16 protein-coding genes are annotated in these 17,842 nt (G+C 69.3%); 3 read left to right on the forward strand and 13 right to left on the reverse strand.

Translation table 11 applies throughout. The annotated features are described in order from the left end of the window. Position 1: 1 nt before the first annotated feature. The 9 genes from ftsW to MRBLMI1x_RS13585 form a co-directional block, all read right to left on the reverse strand. Entirely contained in the window at positions 2-1,216 is a 1,215-nt protein-coding gene (gene ftsW / locus MRBLMI1x_RS13545) for a putative lipid II flippase FtsW (protein WP_018186457.1), read from the reverse strand. After that, positions 1,173-2,714 carry a UDP-N-acetylmuramoyl-L-alanine--D-glutamate ligase gene (murD, locus tag MRBLMI1x_RS13550; protein WP_363459320.1) on the reverse strand — a complete coding sequence of 514 codons (1,542 nt, stop codon included), beginning with the start codon at positions 2,712-2,714 and terminating at the stop codon, positions 1,173-1,175. Before murD ends, ftsW begins: the two co-directional genes overlap by 44 nt. Beyond that, positions 2,711-3,820: a phospho-N-acetylmuramoyl-pentapeptide-transferase gene (gene mraY / locus MRBLMI1x_RS13555; RefSeq protein ID WP_018186455.1), complete on the reverse strand. Its 1,110-nt coding sequence runs from the start codon at positions 3,818-3,820 to the stop codon at positions 2,711-2,713. The genes murD and mraY overlap by 4 nt, the downstream gene beginning before the upstream one ends. Beyond that, positions 3,817-5,229, reverse strand: coding sequence for a UDP-N-acetylmuramoyl-tripeptide--D-alanyl-D-alanine ligase (locus MRBLMI1x_RS13560; RefSeq protein ID WP_018186454.1), 1,413 nt, complete (start codon positions 5,227-5,229; stop codon positions 3,817-3,819). The genes mraY and MRBLMI1x_RS13560 overlap by 4 nt, the downstream gene beginning before the upstream one ends. 29 nt (positions 5,230-5,258) lie before the next feature. Further along, positions 5,259-7,070, reverse strand: a complete 1,812-nt coding sequence (locus tag MRBLMI1x_RS13565; RefSeq protein WP_363459322.1) for a peptidoglycan D,D-transpeptidase FtsI family protein — start codon at positions 7,068-7,070, stop codon at positions 5,259-5,261. Between the two features lie 4 nt (positions 7,071-7,074). Continuing rightward, entirely contained in the window at positions 7,075-7,683 is a 609-nt protein-coding gene (locus MRBLMI1x_RS13570) for a hypothetical protein (protein WP_363459324.1), read from the reverse strand. After that, positions 7,680-8,681, reverse strand: a complete 1,002-nt coding sequence (gene rsmH / locus MRBLMI1x_RS13575) for a 16S rRNA (cytosine(1402)-N(4))-methyltransferase RsmH (RefSeq protein WP_414685635.1) — start codon at positions 8,679-8,681, stop codon at positions 7,680-7,682. Before rsmH ends, MRBLMI1x_RS13570 begins: the two co-directional genes overlap by 4 nt. A gap of 62 nt (positions 8,682-8,743) precedes the next feature. After that, positions 8,744-9,175, reverse strand: a complete 432-nt coding sequence (mraZ, locus tag MRBLMI1x_RS13580) for a division/cell wall cluster transcriptional repressor MraZ (RefSeq protein WP_018186450.1) — start codon at positions 9,173-9,175, stop codon at positions 8,744-8,746. Positions 9,176-9,400: 225 nt separating this feature from the next. Further along, positions 9,401-9,778, reverse strand: coding sequence for a DUF3040 domain-containing protein (locus tag MRBLMI1x_RS13585; RefSeq protein ID WP_018186449.1), 378 nt, complete (start codon positions 9,776-9,778; stop codon positions 9,401-9,403). Positions 9,779-9,838: 60 nt separating this feature from the next. Between MRBLMI1x_RS13585 and MRBLMI1x_RS13590 the strand changes: the two genes are divergently transcribed. Beyond that, the gene (locus tag MRBLMI1x_RS13590; RefSeq protein WP_363459327.1) at positions 9,839-10,936 is read left to right on the forward strand and encodes a polyprenyl synthetase family protein; all 1,098 of its coding nucleotides are present in this window, start codon (positions 9,839-9,841) and stop codon (positions 10,934-10,936) included. Positions 10,937-10,953: 17 nt separating this feature from the next. On the opposite strand, the gene MRBLMI1x_RS13595 is transcribed toward MRBLMI1x_RS13590, so the two are convergent. Next, complete coding sequence (locus tag MRBLMI1x_RS13595; RefSeq protein ID WP_018186447.1) at positions 10,954-11,280, reverse strand: Rv2175c family DNA-binding protein; 327 nt, start codon at positions 11,278-11,280, stop codon at positions 10,954-10,956. A 211-nt stretch (positions 11,281-11,491) separates the two neighbouring features. Here MRBLMI1x_RS13595 and MRBLMI1x_RS13600 point away from each other — a divergent pair, with 211 nt between their 5' ends. Both MRBLMI1x_RS13600 and pknB read left to right on the forward strand, forming a co-directional pair. Next, complete coding sequence (locus MRBLMI1x_RS13600; protein ID WP_363459329.1) at positions 11,492-12,628, forward strand: LysM peptidoglycan-binding domain-containing protein; 1,137 nt, start codon at positions 11,492-11,494, stop codon at positions 12,626-12,628. 71 nt (positions 12,629-12,699) lie between these two features. Next, the gene (pknB, locus tag MRBLMI1x_RS13605) at positions 12,700-14,658 is read left to right on the forward strand and encodes a Stk1 family PASTA domain-containing Ser/Thr kinase (protein ID WP_363459331.1); all 1,959 of its coding nucleotides are present in this window, start codon (positions 12,700-12,702) and stop codon (positions 14,656-14,658) included. A 68-nt stretch (positions 14,659-14,726) separates the two neighbouring features. Here pknB and MRBLMI1x_RS13610 read toward each other — a convergent pair whose 3' ends face one another. The 3 genes from MRBLMI1x_RS13610 to MRBLMI1x_RS13620 all read right to left on the reverse strand — a co-directional run bounded on the left by MRBLMI1x_RS13610 (position 14,727) and on the right by MRBLMI1x_RS13620 (position 17,741). After that, positions 14,727-16,055 (reverse strand): class II 3-deoxy-7-phosphoheptulonate synthase, encoded by a 1,329-nt coding sequence (locus MRBLMI1x_RS13610; RefSeq protein ID WP_018186444.1) that lies wholly within the window; start codon positions 16,053-16,055, stop codon positions 14,727-14,729. 62 nt (positions 16,056-16,117) lie between these two features. After that, positions 16,118-16,804, reverse strand: a complete 687-nt coding sequence (locus MRBLMI1x_RS13615; protein ID WP_036324138.1) for a lysophospholipid acyltransferase family protein — start codon at positions 16,802-16,804, stop codon at positions 16,118-16,120. 1 nt (position 16,805) lies between these two features. After that, entirely contained in the window at positions 16,806-17,741 is a 936-nt protein-coding gene (locus MRBLMI1x_RS13620) for an ROK family glucokinase (RefSeq protein WP_018186442.1), read from the reverse strand. Between the last annotated feature and the right edge of the window lie 101 nt (positions 17,742-17,842).

The following is a 17,842-nucleotide window of genomic DNA, read 5'->3' on the forward strand; positions in this document are numbered from 1 at the left end:
CCTACCGGCGGGGTGCCGGCGCCACCGGCGGGGCCGCCGGCAGCGTGCGCGCGAACGCCAGCAGTGCGCCGCAGGCCATGAGCACGGACACGAGCGACGTGCCTCCCTGCGACATGAACGGCAGCGGGACGCCGAGCACCGGGAACACCCGGAGCACGACGCCGATGTTGATGAGGGCCTGTCCGACGACCCACACCGTGATCCCGCCCGCGGCGATGCGGATGAACGGGTCGTTCGTCTTGCGGATGACGTGGAACGCGCCGACGGCGAACAGGGTGAACAGGGCGAGCACGACGATGCAGCCGATGAGACCGAGTTCCTCACCGACGATCGCGAAGATGTAGTCGTGGGATGCCGCGGGCAACCACGCGTACTTCTCACGCGAGTTCCCGAGGCCGAGGCCGAAGACGCCGCCGCTGGCGAGCCCCCAGATGCCGTGGAGCGGTTGATAGCAGCCGTTGTAGTAGTCGTCGAGGCAGTTCGGGTTGAGGAAGCTCGTGATGCGCGCCATGCGGTTGGCGCTCGTCAGCGCCAGGAATCCGACGATCACGACGGCGGCGACCACGGGGATGACGAACACCCGGAGCTTGACGCCCGAGAAGAAGAGCGCGCCGAGCAGGATCAGCACGAGGATCATGGCCGTACCGAGGTCCTTGCCGGCCAGGACCGAGCCGATCACCATGATCGAGACCGGAACGACTGGGATGAAGACGTGGCGCCAGAGGCCGAGAAGCGTGTGCTTCCGGTAGAGGACGTAGCCGAGCCAGAGGGCGAAGGCGAGCTTCAGGAACTCGGACGGCTGCGCCTGGACCCCCGCGATCGAGATCCAGTTGCGGTTGCCGTCGAAGTCGTAGCCGAGGCCCGTGAACACCAGCAGCTGGAAAGCCTGCGCGACGCCCAGGGCGATCCAGGAGATCCGCTTCCAGAACAGCACCGGCAGCCGGCTGAACACGAACATGAGCGGGACGCCGAGGACCGCGAACATCGCCTGTCGGAGCACCGTCTGGAACGGCCCGCCCTCGGCCCCTGTCGCCATGGTCGCAGACAACACCATCACGAGTCCGAAGATCGTCAGGATCAGCGCCGTCGAGGCGATGAGCAGGAACTCGCTCGGGACCGGTGCGAAGACCTTGCCGAGGGCGACGCGCGCCGTGAAGGCGGACGAGCCGCGGTCAGCCGGATCCGACGGGGCCGGACGGTCGGTCGTGGTTGTCACCGGCGTCCTTTCCGATCCGTGCGTTCACCGCGGCGGCGAAGCGCCGGCCGCGATCCGAGTACGAGGCGAACTGGTCGAAGGATGCCGCTGCCGGAGCGAGGAGGACCACGTCTCCGTCGTGCGCGACGTCCGCCGCACGGGCGACGACCTCGGTCATGACGTCCTCAGTCTGAGCGTGGTCGACCTCGAACAGCGGCACCGTCGGGGCGTGTCGCCCGAAAGCCGCGACGATCTCGGACCGTTCGACTCCGATGACGATCGCGGCTTTCACCGAGGGGCCGCGAGAGGCGACCAGATCGTCGATGTCGACGCCCTTCAGCAGACCGCCGATGATCCAGACGGCACCGGGGTACGCCTGGAGCGAGGATGCCGCCGCGTGCGGGTTCGTGGCCTTCGAGTCGTCGATCCACGTAACACCGCCCGCGACCGCCACGACCTCGATCCGGTGCGGATCGAGGCGGAAGCCGCGGAGGGCGTCGCGGATGGCGGCCGGCGGGACGTCGAAAGAGCGGGCGATGGCTGCGGCGGCCAGGATGTTCGCGACGACGTGCGGTGCGGCGAGCCCCGCCTCCGCCAGCTCGTCAACCGTCGTGAGCTCGAGGGCGTTCGTGCGACGCTCCTCGAGGAACGCCCGGTCGACGAGGATGCCGTCGACGACGCCGAGGTCGCTCGGCCCCGGGACGCCGAGGTCGAAGCCGATGGCGCGGCATCCCTCGACGACCTCCGCATCCTCGACCATCTCGCGCGTCGCGACGTCGCTCTTGTTGTAGACGCAGGCCACGCGGGTGCGCTGGTAGACGACGGCCTTCGCATCCCGATAGGCGTCGAAGGAGCCGTGCCACTCGAGGTGGTCGGCTGCCAGGTTCAGACAGACGCTCGCGTGCGGGGACACCCGACCGTCGCCGTCCTGCAGACCGAGGTACCAGAGCTGATGGCTCGACACCTCGACCACGAGGACGTCGAACCCGGCCGGGTCACGCACCGCGTCGAGGACGGGGACCCCGATGTTGCCGCAGGGCGCAGCGCGGAGGCCGCCGGCCACGAGCATCGTGGCGGTGAGCTGGGTGGTCGTGGTCTTGCCGTTCGTGCCCGTGATGAGCACCCATTCGGCGGGGGTTCCGTCGGGCCGCAGGACCTTGTCGCGGACGCGCCAGGCGAGCTCGATGTCGCCCCAGACGGCGACACCCGCGTTCTGCGCCCACGCCACCACAGGGTGGTGCGGCGGGAATCCCGGCGAGGCGATGACGACATCGGGACGGTGAGCGACGAGTTCGTCAGGGACGGAGTCGAGGGGACCCTCCCACAGCCGTGCGCCGATCACCGGGAGGAGACGGGCGTACTCCTCGCCGGCGTCCTCCGTGACCACGAGGACGTCCGATCCCAGCTCCGCCAGGGTGTCGGCGACCGAGAAGCCCGTCATCGACAGGCCGAGGACGGCGACGCGCAGGCCCGACCAGTCGGCGTGCCAACTGGTGAGGCGGTCGAGATCCGCGGTCACAGTGCAGCCAGCCAGCCCGCGTAGAACAGGGCCACGCCGAAGATCGCCAGGATGCCGGCGATGACCCACATCCGTACGACGATCGTGATCTCGGGCCAGCCGCGCATCTCGAGATGGTGGTGGAACGGGCTCATGAGGAAGAGACGCTTGCCGCCGGTCGCCTTGAAGTAGTACCGCTGCAGGATGACCGATGCGGGAGCGATGATGAAGACGCCGGCGAGGATGATGGAGAGGATCTCGGTGCGGCTGAGGACGGCCATCGCGACGATGACGCCGCCGATCGCCATCGACCCGACATCACCCATGAACATCTTCGCCTTCGGAGCGTTCCACCAGAGGAAGCCGACGAGGGCGCCGACGAACGAGGCGGCGACGATCGTGAGCCCCATGGGATCGCGCGTGTCGTAACAGGCTGCGGTGTACTCCGTCACGAGGGCGGCCGAATGGCAGCGCTGCTGCAGCTGCCAGAACGTCACGAGGCTGTAGGCGGACACCGTGAAGATGCCGGCACCCGTCGCCAGGCCGTCGAGCCCGTCCGTGAGGTTCGTCGCATTCGACCAGGCGACCGACATGAACGAGATCCACAGGAGGTAGAGGATCCAGCCCGCCACCGCGCCGAGAGCCATGAACGAGAGCGTCGGGATGTCGCGGAAGAACGAGATGTACGCGGATCCGGGCGTCTCGCCGTACTGGTTCTTGAAGTTGAGCGCCATGATGGCGAACGGCACGGCGACGGCGATCTGACCGACGATCTTCCGCCACCCCGACAGACCGAGGCTCCGCTGCGAACGGACCTTCATGTAGTCGTCGATGAAGCCGATGATGCCGAGACCGACCATCATCCAGAGGACGAGCAGGCCCGAGATCGTGGGTTCGGTGCCGCCGGTGTAGCTGCCGACGAAGAAACCGACGATCGTGCCCAGGATGAAGACGATGCCGCCCATCGTCGGCGTCCCGCGCTTCGTGTGGTGGCTCGGGTTGTGGGCGTCCTCGGGGGTGCGGATGACCTGCCCCCAGCCGATCTTCCGGAAGAGCCGGATGAACAGCGGGGTCAGGAACAGGGTGAAGGCCAACGAGATCGTCGCGGCGGCCAGCAGGGATCTCACGAGAAGAATTCTCCCAGACGGTCGCCGAGGAACCTGAGCCCGGCGGAGTTGGAAGACTTCACCAGCACGCGATCACCGTCGCGCAGCTCGGCCGTCAGGTAGTCGTAGGCGTCGTCGGCGGTCTCGAAGAAGACGGCTTCGCCGTCCCACGAGCCTTCGCTGATCGCTGCCAGGAAGAGGCGTCGCGCGGCGGTGCCGATCACGACGATGCGCTCGTAGCGCAGGCGCACGGCCTGGAGCCCGATGCGATCGTGCTCCTCGCCCGCCTGCTCGCCGAGCTCGGACATGGCCCCCAGCACCGCGACCTTCCGCTGGCCGGGCGCGGTGATCTGTGCGACCGTCCGCAGCGCCGCGGCCATCGAGTCGGGGCTCGCGTTGTAGGCGTCGTTGATGATGCGGACGCTGTCCGTGCCGAGCGGCTGCATCCGCCAACGCTCCGCGATCTCGACCGTCCCGATGCGGGCGATCGCGTCGGCGGGGTCGACTCCGAGCAGCTGGGCGACCGTGATGGCGGCCAGCGCGTTCATCACGTGGTGCTCGCCGAGGACGCGCAGGTGGAGCGGGATGCTGCGGCCGTCGACGTGGACGGTGGCAGTGGTCCCGGATGCCGTGACCTCGACGTCCTCGGCGCGGACGTCGGCGGCGGGCCCGCGGCCGAACCAGCGAACCGCGGCGCCGCGCTCGTCGGCCGCCGTCGCCATCGCGGCGACGCGGGCGTCATCGGCGTTGAGGACGGCGGTGCCGCCGGGTCGCAAGGCCTGGACCAGTTCGGTCTTCGCCTTCTGCGTGGCTTCGACACCGCCGAACCCGCCGGCGTGCGCGAGGCCCACCATCAGGACGGCGCCGATGTCGGGGGTGATGAGTCCGGCGAGCTCGGCGATGCGACCCGGACGGGAGGCGCCCAGCTCGCTCACGAGGAAGCGGGTGTCGTCGGTGACGCGGAGCATCGTGACGGGGGCGCCCACCTCGTTGTTGAACGACGCGCGGGGCGCGACGGTGGGACCTTCGTCCTCGAGGATGCGGGCGAGGAGGTTCTTCGTCGTTGTCTTGCCGTTGGAGCCTGTGATGCCCACGACGCGCAGGTCTCCCCCGGCGCGCACGCGCGCCACCACCTCGCGCGCCAAGGAGCCGAGGGCGGCCACGGCGTCGCCGACGACGATCTGCGAGACGGCGGCCGTCACGGGACGTTCGACGATGGCGAGGGTCGCACCGGAGGCGACGGCTGCGTCGACGAACAGGTGGCCGTCGGTGACGTCACCCGGCTTGGCGACGAAGACCGATCCCGGCCCCATCTCGCGCGAGTCGGTGTCGACGTTGCCTGAGACGACCGTCTCGGGAGTGTCGGTGCCGTGGACGTGCAGTGTGCCGCCGACGGCGTGCGTCACCTCGGCGAGCGTCATGCGGATCATGCTGGGGTGTTCTCCTCGTGCGCTCGGGTTCAGCCTGTGACGGGCAGGAGGGGGGTCTCCGAGCCCGACGGCATGACGCGGTAGTGCGTGAGCACCTGCGCCATCGCCTTCTTGAACACCGAGCGGTTGGCCGACGACATGCGCTGCTTCTTGGGCTCGTCGAAGACCGTCAGGACAACATACTTCGGATCCTCCGCCGGGGCGAAGCCGACGAGAGACGTGAAGTAGAGGTTCTTCTTGTAGCCGCCGTGGCCGTCGGAGATCTGGGCGGTGCCGGTCTTGCCGCCCATCCGGTAGCCGGGGAGGGCGACGTCGTCGGCCAGCGTTCCCTGCGCGAACACGTTCTCGAGCATGAGAGACACCTCCTTCGCCGTCTCCTCCTTGATGACCCGTTCGGGCTTCGCCAGCTTCGGCGTCACGACGTGGCCGTCCGGCTTCGTGCACGACTCGACGAGGGATGCCGGCATCCGGACACCGCCGTTGGCGAAGGTCTGGTACGCGTTGGCGACCTGGACGGCCGTGACGGTGAACGCCTGACCGAAGGTGGTGGCGTACTTCGTCTGGTTGTCCCACGTGTCGGCGGGGTTGAGGATGCGTTCGGGTTCCCCGGACCAGCCCAGACCGTCCTGCTGACCGGCACCGAACTTCTTCAGGTAGTCGTACCGCGTCTGCGGGTCGACCATCGCGCCGAACTGCGACATCGCGACGTTGGACGAGGTGACCAGTCCTCCGTTGAGGGTGAGGTTCTGGGTGGCGTGGTTCTCGGAGTCGTTGACGACGGCGCCGTTGTCGAAGACCATCCGGTCGGGGACGGTGACCGTCGTCTCCGGGGTCACACCGGCCTGTTCGATCGCGGTCGCCGCGGTCACGGGCTTGAAGGTCGAGCCCGGCTCGAACGAGAACCGGAGGAGGCGCGAACCGCGGTCGGCGGAGTCGCTGGCACCGGGATCGTTGGGGTCCACGGTGTCGGTCTCGGCCAGCGCACGGATCTTGCCCGTGGCGACCTCCATCACGAGGATGCCGCCCCAGTTGGCCTGGTACCGCTGGGTCTCCTCGGCGATGAGCTGCTGCATGTACCACTGCAGATCGGAGTCGATCGTCAGCTTGAGGGTGCCGCCGTCGACCGCGGGCTTCTCGACCGCTGTGCCGGGGATGGTGACCCCGTTGGCGCCCAGCTGGTACTTGATGCTGCCGCTCGTGGGTTCGAGGCACGAGTCCTGGAGCTTCTCCACGCCCTCGAGGGGCTGTCCGTCCGAGCCGACGAAGCCGATGATGTTCCCGCCGACCGCACCGTCCGGGTAGGACCGGGAGGCGACGGGCTCGAAGGAGAGGAAGGGGATCTGCAGATCTGCGAGCTTGCGGAACTCCGCCGTCGAGACGAGCCGCTTGACCACCTGGTACCGGTTCTTGGGGTCTTTCGCGTAGGCGTCGTCGACGATCGCCCGCACGTCGTCGACGTCCTGACCCGTGACGTCGGCGATCCGGGCCGCGATCTCGGGCCAGGTGACGGTCTCGGGTTCGTTGGCATCGTTCTTGACGACGGCACCGTTCTCGTCGCGGAGCGACATGCCCTTGGCTGCGAGCATCGGGTCGATCGCCACGTTGTAACGCAGCATGCTCGTCGCGAGCGGCTTACCGTTCGTGTCGACGATCGAGCCGCGCGCACCTTCCAGCTCGGAGGTCTTCTGCATCCCCTTGCTGAACGCGTCCGCAACGTGCTGGCTGGCGTTGACGATCTGGATGTCCACCAGGCGGACGACGAACGCGACGAGGACGACGAGGACGACGGCGAGGGCGACGACGGTGCGACGGCGCGGGCTTCGGGTTGCTCGGGTCGTCATGTTCTCAGTGTGTGGCGGGGGTCGGCAGTCCGTCGGTGATCGACGGGGGTGTCGGCGTATTGGCCAGCAGCTCCTTGTCGAGGGATGCGCCGGAGTCGAGGCTCGCCTCCGGATCGGTGACGAGAGGGACCCCTGCGACGAGGGCGTTCGAGACGGCGGCGCGGGACAGCGCCTGGACCGACGAGGTGTCCGAGGCACCCTTCGTCGGGCCGAGGGTCTTGCCGTCGCTCAGGCGGATGTAGCTCGGCTCCCCGCCGGCGACGAGGCCGAGCGCGGACGCGTTGGCGGCGAGGTACTGCGGCGAGCTGAGTCCGGCCACCTCGTCCTCGAGGATCTGCTTCTGGTAGTTGGCGTCGCGCTGCTGCGAGGTGAGGTCCTTGACCTCGAACGCGCCCTGGGTCGTCACGATCGAGAGCCCCATCTGCACGCCGGCGATCGCGAGAGCACCGACGACGGCGATCACGCCGAACGCCCGACGGGGACGACGGCGAGGCTGGGGGGCGATGCCGACGCCCGACCGACCGACCGGTCGGAGGGACGGCGCCGCCGACCCGAGGAGGATCTCGTCGGGCGCGGTGTCGATGGCGGTGGTGGCCAGGGCAGAAGCGCTCATGACGCCTCCCTCACTCTCTCGGCCGCACGCAGCCGCACCGGGGTGGCACGCGGGTTGCGGATCTTCTCTTCGTCGGACGCCAGCTCTGCACCCTTGGTGAGGAGTCGGAAACGGGGGGCATGCTCGGGGGGTTCGATCGGCAGCCCGGCAGGAGCGGTGGAGCGGGTCGACTCGGCGAACACGCGCTTGACGAGTCGGTCTTCGAGGGACTGGTACGACATGACGACGATCCGACCTGAGACGGGCAGGATGCCGAGGGCCGCCGGCAGGGCGCGCTCGAGCACCGCCAGCTCGCCGTTGACCTCGATGCGCAGCGCCTGGAAGACGCGCTTGGCGGGGTGACCGCTGCGCTCGCGCTGGACAGCCATCGGGGTTGCCGCGATGAGGATGTCGACGAGGTGCGCGGAGCGCTCGATCGGAGCCTCCTGCCGAGCGGCGATGATCGCCCTGGCGTAGCGACCGGCGAGCTTCTCGTCGCCGTAGCGTTCGAAGATCCGTCGCAGGTCGCCCTCGCCGTAGGTCGCGACGATGTCCGCCGCCGTCGTGCCGGCAGTCTGGTCCATCCGCATGTCGAGCGGTGCGTCCTTCGAGTACGCGAATCCGCGGTCTGCCTCGTCCAGCTGCAGTGAGGAGACGCCGAGGTCGAAGAGGATGCCGTCCGCATGCGAGAAACCGGCACCGCGAACGGCGTCGGCGATGCCGTCGTAGACGGTGTGCACGAGGGTGACTCGGTCGCCGAAGCGGGCGAGCCTCTCCCCCGCGATGCGGAGAGCGTCCGTGTCGCGGTCCAGACCGATGAGGTGAACGGCGGGGAAGCGCTCGAGGAGCGCCTCGGAGTGTCCGCCCATGCCGAGGGTCGCATCGACGACGACGGCGCCGTCGCGCTGGAGGGCGGGAGCGAGCAGCTCGACGCAGCGGTCGAGCAGGACGGGGGTGTGGATGTCGTCGTGTGCCATGGTGCCTTCGGGTTCCGAGAGGTCCTCGACCCCGATCCCCATCCGCTCCGACCTGGCGCCGGGGAAGTGCGTCAGGGCGTGCGGCTGGGAGTCGCAGTCGAGGATCAGAAGAGTCCCGGGATCACCTCCTGCTCCATGTCCGAGTAGGTGTCTTCGTTGCTGTCGGCGTAGGCGTTCCACGCGTCCGAGTTCCAGATCTCGGCGTGCGCGCCGACACCCGTCACGATCAGTTCCCGCTCGAGCCCCGCGTAGGTGCGGAGGTGGGGCGGGATGGTGATGCGGTTCTGCGAGTCGGGCTTCTCGGCGCTCGCGCCCGAGAGGAACATGCGCTGGAAGTCGCGCGCCTGCTTGTTCGTCAGCGGAGCTTCACGGATGCGCTCGTAGACGCGCTCGAACTCGACCGAGCTGAACACGTAGAGGCACCGCTCCTGGCCACGGGTGATCACGACGCCGGGGCCGAGGTCGTCGCGGAACTTCGCCGGAAGGATGACCCGACCTTTGTCGTCCAGCTTGGGGGTGTGGGTGCCCAACAACATCGCTCGGTCACCCCCTTCGTCCGGCCCGCTCCAGGATGACACCACTTTACTCCACTTCCCTCCACTCTGCGACTGCTTTCCGCCGCAGCGCCAGGAAATCCGCCACGGCGGGGCCGAGTGGCTCCCCGGCATCCGTCGCGCGAACACAAAAAAAGCACCGACCCGGAGGTCGGTGCTTCTGAAGTGGAGGGAGGTGGAGTGCCTCAGCTCATCGGTGGCTGATGCTCATCGGTCGTCGTTCCGGCGATCCCATCGATCGTTCATCCGATCCATGAACGACGCGGAAGCGGGGGCACGCGCGGCGCGCGGCTTCCGCGTCCCCGTGGCGGCGCGCGACGCCGCGGCGCCCTTCGCGGGGGTGAAGGCCAGGACCACGCCGACGACCATGACGACGAAAGCCAGGACGCCGATCACGATGAGCGAGGTGGCGACTCCGACGACCAGACCGGCGATGCCGAGGAGCACGAGAACGGAGCCGTAGACGATGTTCCGGTAGCTGAGGGGACCCGTACCCCGGTCCGCGCTGACTACGTCGGCATCGTTGCGCATGAGATGGCGTTCCATCTCGTCCAGCAGACGCTGCTCCTGCTCTGACAGTGGCATGCATCCCCCTCGGGTCGGTCAGTCAAGTGTACGCGTGCGCGCGATCACTAGGCTAGGCCCGTGCCACACTTCCCCGACCCGATCGTCGTCGTTTCCCAGCGAGTCGAGAGGTTCCTGCAGGCACAGCGCGACGCCGCCGCCGACTTCGGCGCAGAGGCCAGCGCCTTCGTGGAGTCCGGCGCGTCCGCCGCCACCGGCGGCAAAGGGTTCCGCGCCAAGTTCTGCCTCGCCGGCTGGCGGGCCGTCGCGACGGCCGGGACGAGCGGCACGCCCGACATCCCCGAGGTCGTGACCGCGGCATCCGCTGCCCTCGAGATCTTCCACGCGGCCGCCCTCGTCCACGACGACGTCATCGACCGCTCCGACACCCGCCGCGGGCGACCCGCGTCGCACCGCGCGTGGGAGGCGGCGCACCGATCGGAGGCGTGGGCCGGCGACGGCGAGGAGTTCGGGCGGTCGGCCGCGATCCTCCTGGGCGATCTGCTCGTGGCGTGGAGCGACGACCTGCTCGAGGAGGGTCTGGTCGAAGCCGATCCCGACCGGGCCCACCGCGCCCGCGGCGAGTTCGCCCGCATGCGCCGCGAAGTGACGATCGGACAGTTCCTCGACGTCGCCGAGGAATCGGCGTACGTCACCGCCCCCGTCGAGACCCACGCCGATCGCGCGCTCCGGGTCGCCTCGTTGAAGTCGGCGCGGTACAGCGTCCAGCATCCGCTGCAGCTCGGCGCCACGCTCGCTGGAGCGGATGCCGAGCAGTACCGCGCTCTCGGCGACTTCGGGCATCCCATCGGGCTCGCCTTCCAACTGCGCGACGACGTCCTCGGCGTGTTCGGGGACAGCGCGGTGACGGGCAAGCCGGTCGGCGACGACCTCCGCGAGGGGAAGCGGACGCTCCTCATCGCGTACGCGCGGGCCTCGCTCGCGCCGGGCGCTCTCCGGGTGTTCGACGAGCTCATCGGCGATCGCGAGCTGTCACCCGAACAGGTCGGCCATCTGCAGCGGACCATCGTCGACACCGGAGCGCTCGCCCTCGTCGAGGAACGGATCTCCGCGTGGGCGGCCGAGGCCGATCGCGCCCTCCGCGGCGCACGCCTCGGCAACGGCGCGGTCAGCGAACTGCGCGACCTCGCACGGGCCGCGACGGTGCGCGCGGCCTGAGCCGCGGCATCCGCTCGTCAGGCGAGCGACTGCGCGACGCGCCGGACCTCGCTCTTACGGCCCTGACGGAGTGCCTCGATCGGCGGGAAGCCGATGGACTCCTCGGGGGCGAGCAGCCAGTCGATCGCCTCGTCGTCCGAGAAACCGGCGTCGTGCAGCACGATGATCGTGCCGCGGAGCGACGAGAGGGGCGCGCCGTCGACGAGGAAGACGGACGGGACGCGCGGCGCCCCGAAGCGGCGGGACGCGACGAGCTGGTGCTCGTCGAGCATGCGACGGACGCGCCCGAGCGGCTCTCCCGTCAGCTCGACCAATTCGGGAAGGCTCAGCCAGTCAGTGGACACGGGCGACTCAGAACTCACCCCTCCACTATCGCATTCCCACCCCGCACTCGCTCATAACACCAGTCACATCCGTCTCATGGATTGACACCAGTCACATCGGCGTGTCACGGTTTCAGCGGGGGGATCCACCGATCTGGGACCGAACGAAGGAATGTCTGTGCGCCGGAACGACGTACTTCCCGCTGCTCTGATTCAGAGAAGCGCCCCGGCGGTGATCGGGTCCATCGCCCTCTCACTGTCTCTCCTCCCCCTCGATGCTGCGTCTGCCGACGAGCGGCGGGTCTCCGCTCCGGAACCGCTGACGGCTCGGGCCTACGCCGGCCCGACCTCCGCGACCGCGAAGGTCGACGTCGTCGGGACCGCGGCAGCTGCGCGATCCGTCAAGACGCACGTCGTCGCGCGAGGCGACACCGTCAGCGCCATCGCCGCAGCGCACGGAGTCCGGACCGCCGACGTGCTCACGTGGAACGGGATCAGCTGGCGTTCGGTGATCCATCCCGGCGACGTGCTGCGGCTAGGCCCCAAGGCCGCCCGAACGGATGCCGCGCCCCCAGCGAAGGCTCCTGCCGCGGCGTCCACCTACACCGTGCGTCGCGGCGACACGCTCTGGTCCATCGCGGCTCGTCACGACGTCAGCGTGTCGACGCTGTCCCGCGCGAACGGTCTGGGGGGCTCGACGACCATCCACCCCGGGCAGAAGCTGATCGTCCGCGCCCTCGCCGCGCCGCGCGTCGCTGTGGTCGCCGCGCCGGCCGCCGGACCCGTGCACGAGGTGTCCGCCGGGGAGACGATGTGGGCGATCGCGACGCGAAGCGGCATCAGTCTCGCGCGGCTCCTCGCGGCCAACGGCCTGGACGAGGGGTCCATCATCTACCCGGGGCAGAAGCTCCGCATCCCGACCGCGAAGCCGGCACCCGCGGCCGCCGGGAAGGCACGCGCCGCCCTCGACGGCGAGCAGATCGCGAACATCAAGACGATCATCTCCGTCGGGCGGGAACGCGGCGTCTCCCGGGACGGCATCGCGATCGCCCTCGCCACCGCGATGGTCGAGTCGTGGATCCGCAACCTCGACGGCGGAGACCGGGACTCGCTGGGACTGTTCCAGCAGCGTCCGAGCGCCGGCTGGGGAACGCAGACGCAGATCCGCGACCCCCGCCGATCCGCCGCCGCGTTCTTCGGCGGTTCGTCTGACCCGAACGGCGACCGCACGCGCGGCCTGCTGGACATCGACGGCTGGGAGGACATGGCGTTCGGGGACGCCGCGCAGGCGGTGCAGATCTCGGCCTACCCCGAGCGGTACGGTCCGTGGAAGGCCGAGGCGTACCGCTGGCTCGAACTGTATGGGTGAGTCCGGACCGGCACCCGAGCGAGGGTGCGCCGTTACCCGGGCTCGCAGGGTCGGCTCCGTAGACTTCTGACGTGAACGCCAACCCGCAGACCGACCCGCTGATCGGCCGCCTGGTCGACGGCCGGTACCGGGTCCGCGGGCGCATCGCGCGCGGCGGGATGGCGACGGTCTACGTCGCCACCGACCTGCGCCTCGAGCGGCGGGTCGCGCTCAAGGTCATGCACGGTCACCTGTCGGACGACACCGTCTTCCAGAACAGGTTCATCCAAGAGGCCCGATCGGCCGCACGTCTCGCCGACCCGCACGTCGTCAACGTCTTCGACCAGGGCCAGGACGGCGAGATGGCCTATCTCGTCATGGAGTACCTGCCCGGGATCACTCTGCGAGAACTGCTGCGCGAGCAGAAGCGGCTGACGCTCCCCCAGACGATCACCATCATGGATGCGATCCTCTCGGGACTCTCGGCCGCGCACCGCGCGGGCATCGTCCACCGCGATGTGAAGCCCGAGAACGTCCTGCTGGCCGAGGACGGTCGCATCAAGATCGGCGACTTCGGCCTGGCGCGCGCGACGAGCGCGAACACGGCGACCGGCCAGATGCTCCTCGGCACGATCGCCTACCTCGCGCCCGAGCTCGTCACGCGGGGGACGGCCGACGCCCGAAGCGACATCTACGCCCTCGGGATCATGCTCTACGAGATGCTCTCCGGCGAACAGCCCTACAAGGGCGAGCAGCCGATGCAGATCGCCTACCAGCACGCGACGCATTCGGTGCCACGCCCGAGCGTGAAGAACGCCGGCGTGCCGGAGCAGCTCGACGAACTCGTCCTCTGGGCGACCGAGCGCTCACCGGAGGATCGCCCCACGGACGCGCGGGAGATGCTCGAGCGTCTCCGTGAGATCGAGAAGGACCTCGGCGTGTTCCCGCAGGTCGTCCGCTCCACGCCCGCGGGCGCCACCGTCGTCGTCGATGATTCGCTCGACTCGGACGAGGTCACGCGTGTCATGCCGGGCACCTTCACGGCCCCCAGCGTCACCACCGAGATCGACAACGCGACCCGGCTCCGCCGTCGATCGCACCGCAACTCCGTCAAGGGGGGCTGGCTCCTCGCCGTGGTGCTGGTGCTCGCCGCCGCGGCAGGCGGACTGGGCTGGTGGTTCGGGTCGGGTCCGGGCTCGCTCGTGGCGGTCCCGGCCGTCGAGGGCATGAGCTTCGACAGCGCGCAGAGCCTGCTCGCCGACAGCGCCCTCGTCGCGCGTCGGAGCGACGTGCACAGCCTGGAGGTTCCCGCGGGCGAGGCGATCGGAACGAAGCCCGGCACCGGGACCTTCCTCGACCGCGACACCACGGTCACGGTGGAGATCTCCGCCGGGCCGGCGACGGCTGATCTCCCGAAGCTCCAGGATCGGACGAGCGCCGAGGTCGAGACGCTGCTGAAGGACAACAGCATCCAGGTCTCGACCACCAAGAAGTACTTCACGAGCTTCGCCGCCGACCGGATCGTGCGCGTGTACGTGACCCAAGCCGGATCGGCCGAGCCGGTGGAGTGCACCGACGGCTGCTCGGTTCTGCAGGGCTCGACCGCGGAGCTGCGCGTGTCGCTCGGCCCCCTCCCCGACGTCACCGGCGAGACCGGCGACGAGGCCACGGACATCCTCGAGAAGGCCGGCATGAAGGTCGAGGAGGACCGGGAGTACAGCAGCAGCGTCGCCGACGACCTCGTCATCCGGGTCGAGGACCGTCCCGGCGGGGGCTCGTGGCAGCAGGGCGAGACCCTGACCATCGTCGTCTCAAACGGTCCCCAGCCGGTCGAGGTGCCCAATGTGGTCGGCGAGACGGTGCGGACCGCCGTCGACCGCCTACAGGCAGCCGGGTTCAAGGTCAACCCGAACATCGAGGATGCCGAGATCCCGCTGGGCGGTCGATACTGGGACGTCTACCGCGTGAGGTCCATGACGCCCGACGGCGGAAGCCTGCAGCGTCCGGGCACGACGATCAGTCTGACGCCGCAGTTCCAGCCGTTCGGCTGACGCCGGACCGTCGGCATCCGGAGACGACGAAGGCCCGACGGTGAGAACCGTCGGGCCTTCGTCGTGGATCAGCGGTTGCCGAGCTCCTCGGCGACGAGGAACGCCAGCTCGAGAGACTGCATGTGGTTCAGACGCGGGTCGCAGAGCGACTCGTACCGCGTCGCCAGCGTCGCCTCGTCGATCATCTCCGAGCCACCCAGGCACTCCGTCACGTCGTCGCCCGTGAGCTCGACGTGGATGCCGCCCGGGAAGGTGCCGACGGACCGGTGCGCCTCGAAGAAGCCGCGCACCTCGTCGACGACGTCGTCGAAGCGACGCGTCTTGTAGCCGGTCGGCGTCGTGATCCCGTTGCCGTGCATCGGGTCGGTGACCCAGAGCGGGGTGGCACCGGAATCCTTGACGGCCTGCAGGAGCGGGGGCAGGGCGTCGCGGATCTTGCCCGCTCCCATGCGCGTGATGAACGTGAGACGGCCGGGCTCGCGCTCAGGGTCCAGCTTGTCGATGAGCGCCAACGCGGTCTCGGGCGTCGTCGTCGGACCCAGCTTGACCCCGATGGGGTTGCGGATCTTCGAGAAGTAGTCGACGTGCGCGCCGTCGAGCTCGCGCGTGCGCTCCCCCACCCAGAGGAAGTGGGCGGACGTGTTGTACGGCGTGCCCGTCCGCGAGTCGATGCGGGTCATCGGGTGCTCGTAGTCCATGAGCAGGCCCTCGTGGCCCGTGTAGAACTCGACGCCGCGCAGCTCATCGAAGTTCGCTCCTGCGGCCTCCATGAACTTGATGGCGCGGTCGATCTCACCCGCGAGGCGCTCGTAGCGCTGGTTGGCCGGGTTCTTCGCGAAGCCCTGGTTCCAACTGTGCACCTCGCGAAGGTCGGCGAAGCCGCCCTGCGTGAAGGCCCGGATGAGGTTCAGGGTGGATGCCGCTGTGTGGTACCCCTTCAGCAGTCGCTGGGGGTCCGCCGTCCGCGACGCTTCGGTGAAGTCGTAGCCGTTGACGATGTCGCCGCGGTAGGCCGGGAGCGTGACGTCGCCGCGGGTCTCGGTGTCGCTCGACCGAGGCTTGGCGAACTGGCCGGCCATGCGACCCATCTTCACGACGGGCATCGATGCGCCATAGGTCAGCACGACCGCCATCTGCAGGACCGTCTTGATGCGGTCGCGGATCTGCTGGGCCGTCGCACCGGCGAACGTCTCGGCGCAGTCGCCGCCCTGAAGCAGGAACGCCTGACCGGATGCCGCCTTGGCCAGACGCGCGCGGAGGTTGTCGACCTCACCGGCGAAGACGAGCGGCGGGAGGGTCGCGATCTCGGCGGAGACGGCAGCGACCGCATCCGCGTCGGGCCACAGCGGCTGCTGCTTGATCGGGAGCGAGCGCCAGTGGTCGAGAGGAGTGGGCATCCGCTCATTCTACCGACGAGGGAGGGGGCCGCCGGTCGTGTGACGCCGGCTCGATCGGCGCCTCAGGCTGCGGCGGGGCGGCGGTCCTTGACCGTGGACGCGTAGACGTCCTCGTACTCCTGCTCCCCCATCCGCTGTAGCGCGACCATGATCTCGTCGGTCACCGATCGCAGCACGAAGCGGTCGGACTCCATGCCGTAGAACCGGCTGAAGTCGAGCGGTTCGCCGATCACCATGCCGACGCGCCCGACACGCGGGATGGAACGTCCGATCGGCATGACGTCGTCGGTGCCGATCATGACCACGGGGATGACGGGGACGCGCGCCGTGAGCGCCATGCGCGCCAGACCGGTCCGGCCCCGGTACAGCTTGCCGTCGGGGCTCCGGGTCCCCTCGGGATAGATCCCCAGGATGTCGCCTCGTCCGAGCACCTGGAGTCCGGTGTTGAGGGATGCCTCCGAGGCCTTGCCGCCGGTGCGGTCGATCGGGATCTGGCCCGTCCCCTGCATGAAGACGCGGGTCGCCCACCCTTTGAGGCCCTTGCCCGTGAAGTAGTCGCTCTTGGCGAGGAAGGACATGGGCCGGTCGATCATCAGCGGCAGGAAGATCGAGTCGCTGACGGACAGGTGGTTGCTGGCGATGATCGCCGCGCCGGATGCCGGGATGTTGCTGCGTCCCACGATCCACGGACGGAAGATCGCCTTCACGATCGGCCCGATGATCAGGTATTTCAGGACCCAGTAGATCATGTCAGACCCGGCCGCCCGCGAGGTCGGCGACACCGATGAGACCGGCGTCGTTGCCCAGGGTGGCGATCGAGAACGAGGCGATGGGCCGCTCGCCGTAGCCGGGAAGCGCCGTCGCATACGCTTCGCGCACGGGATGCAGGAGACGTTCGCCGAGGTCGGCGACGCCGCCGCCGATGACGAAGAGCGCGGGGTCCAGAACCGCCTGGAACCCACCGCACGCCTCACCCAGTGCGGTCGCGACCCGATGGACCGCCTCGAGCGCGCCCTCGTCACCCGCGGCGATGAGGGCCTCCATCGCCGCGGCAGGGACGATACCCTCGGCCGTCCGGGCGGCGGCGAGGCCGGCTCCGAGTGCGCCGGATGCCGCGATATCCGCGGCCTCCCGCTGCAGCGCCCGTCCCGAGGCGTACTGCTCGAGGCATCCGTTCTGACCGCATCCGCACGCGCGCCCGCCCCGTTCGAAGCGGATGTGGCCGAGCTCGGCCCCGATGCCGTTGCCGCCGACCAGGAGTTCGCCGTCGATGATCGCGGCTCCGCCGACACCCGTGCCGAGGGTGATCATCACCATGTCGCTGACGTCTCGCCCCGCACCGAAGCGGAACTCGCCCCACCCCGCGGCGTTCGCGTCGTTCTCGAGTGTGACGGGGCGGCCGATGCGCCGCTCGAGCTCGTCGCGGAGCGGTTCGTCCGCCCAATCGATGTTGGGAGCGTGCAGGATGACCGAGCGGCTGGCATCGATGAAGCCCGCGGCCGCCACACCGACGGCGTGGACGACGCGATCGGCGACCAGCTCGTCGACCATGGCCGCGACCGCGTCCGCAAGGGCATCGGGGTCCGTCGGCGTGGGCACGCGGCGCCGATCGACGATCGTCCCGTCAGGATCGACGACGCCGCCGGCGATCTTGGTCCCACCGATGTCGATGCCGACGTTGAGCACGCCACTCCCCTCCGCGCGTGCGCGGTCGCACGGCATCCGTGAGTCTAATGGGGCGGGCGAATCCGGACAGTCGCCACGGGACCGAGGATCACCATGCCCTA

The organism is Microbacterium sp. LMI1x-1-1.1 (assembly GCF_040676205.1).
Classification (GTDB): Bacteria; Actinomycetota; Actinomycetes; order Actinomycetales; family Microbacteriaceae; genus Microbacterium; species Microbacterium aquilitoris.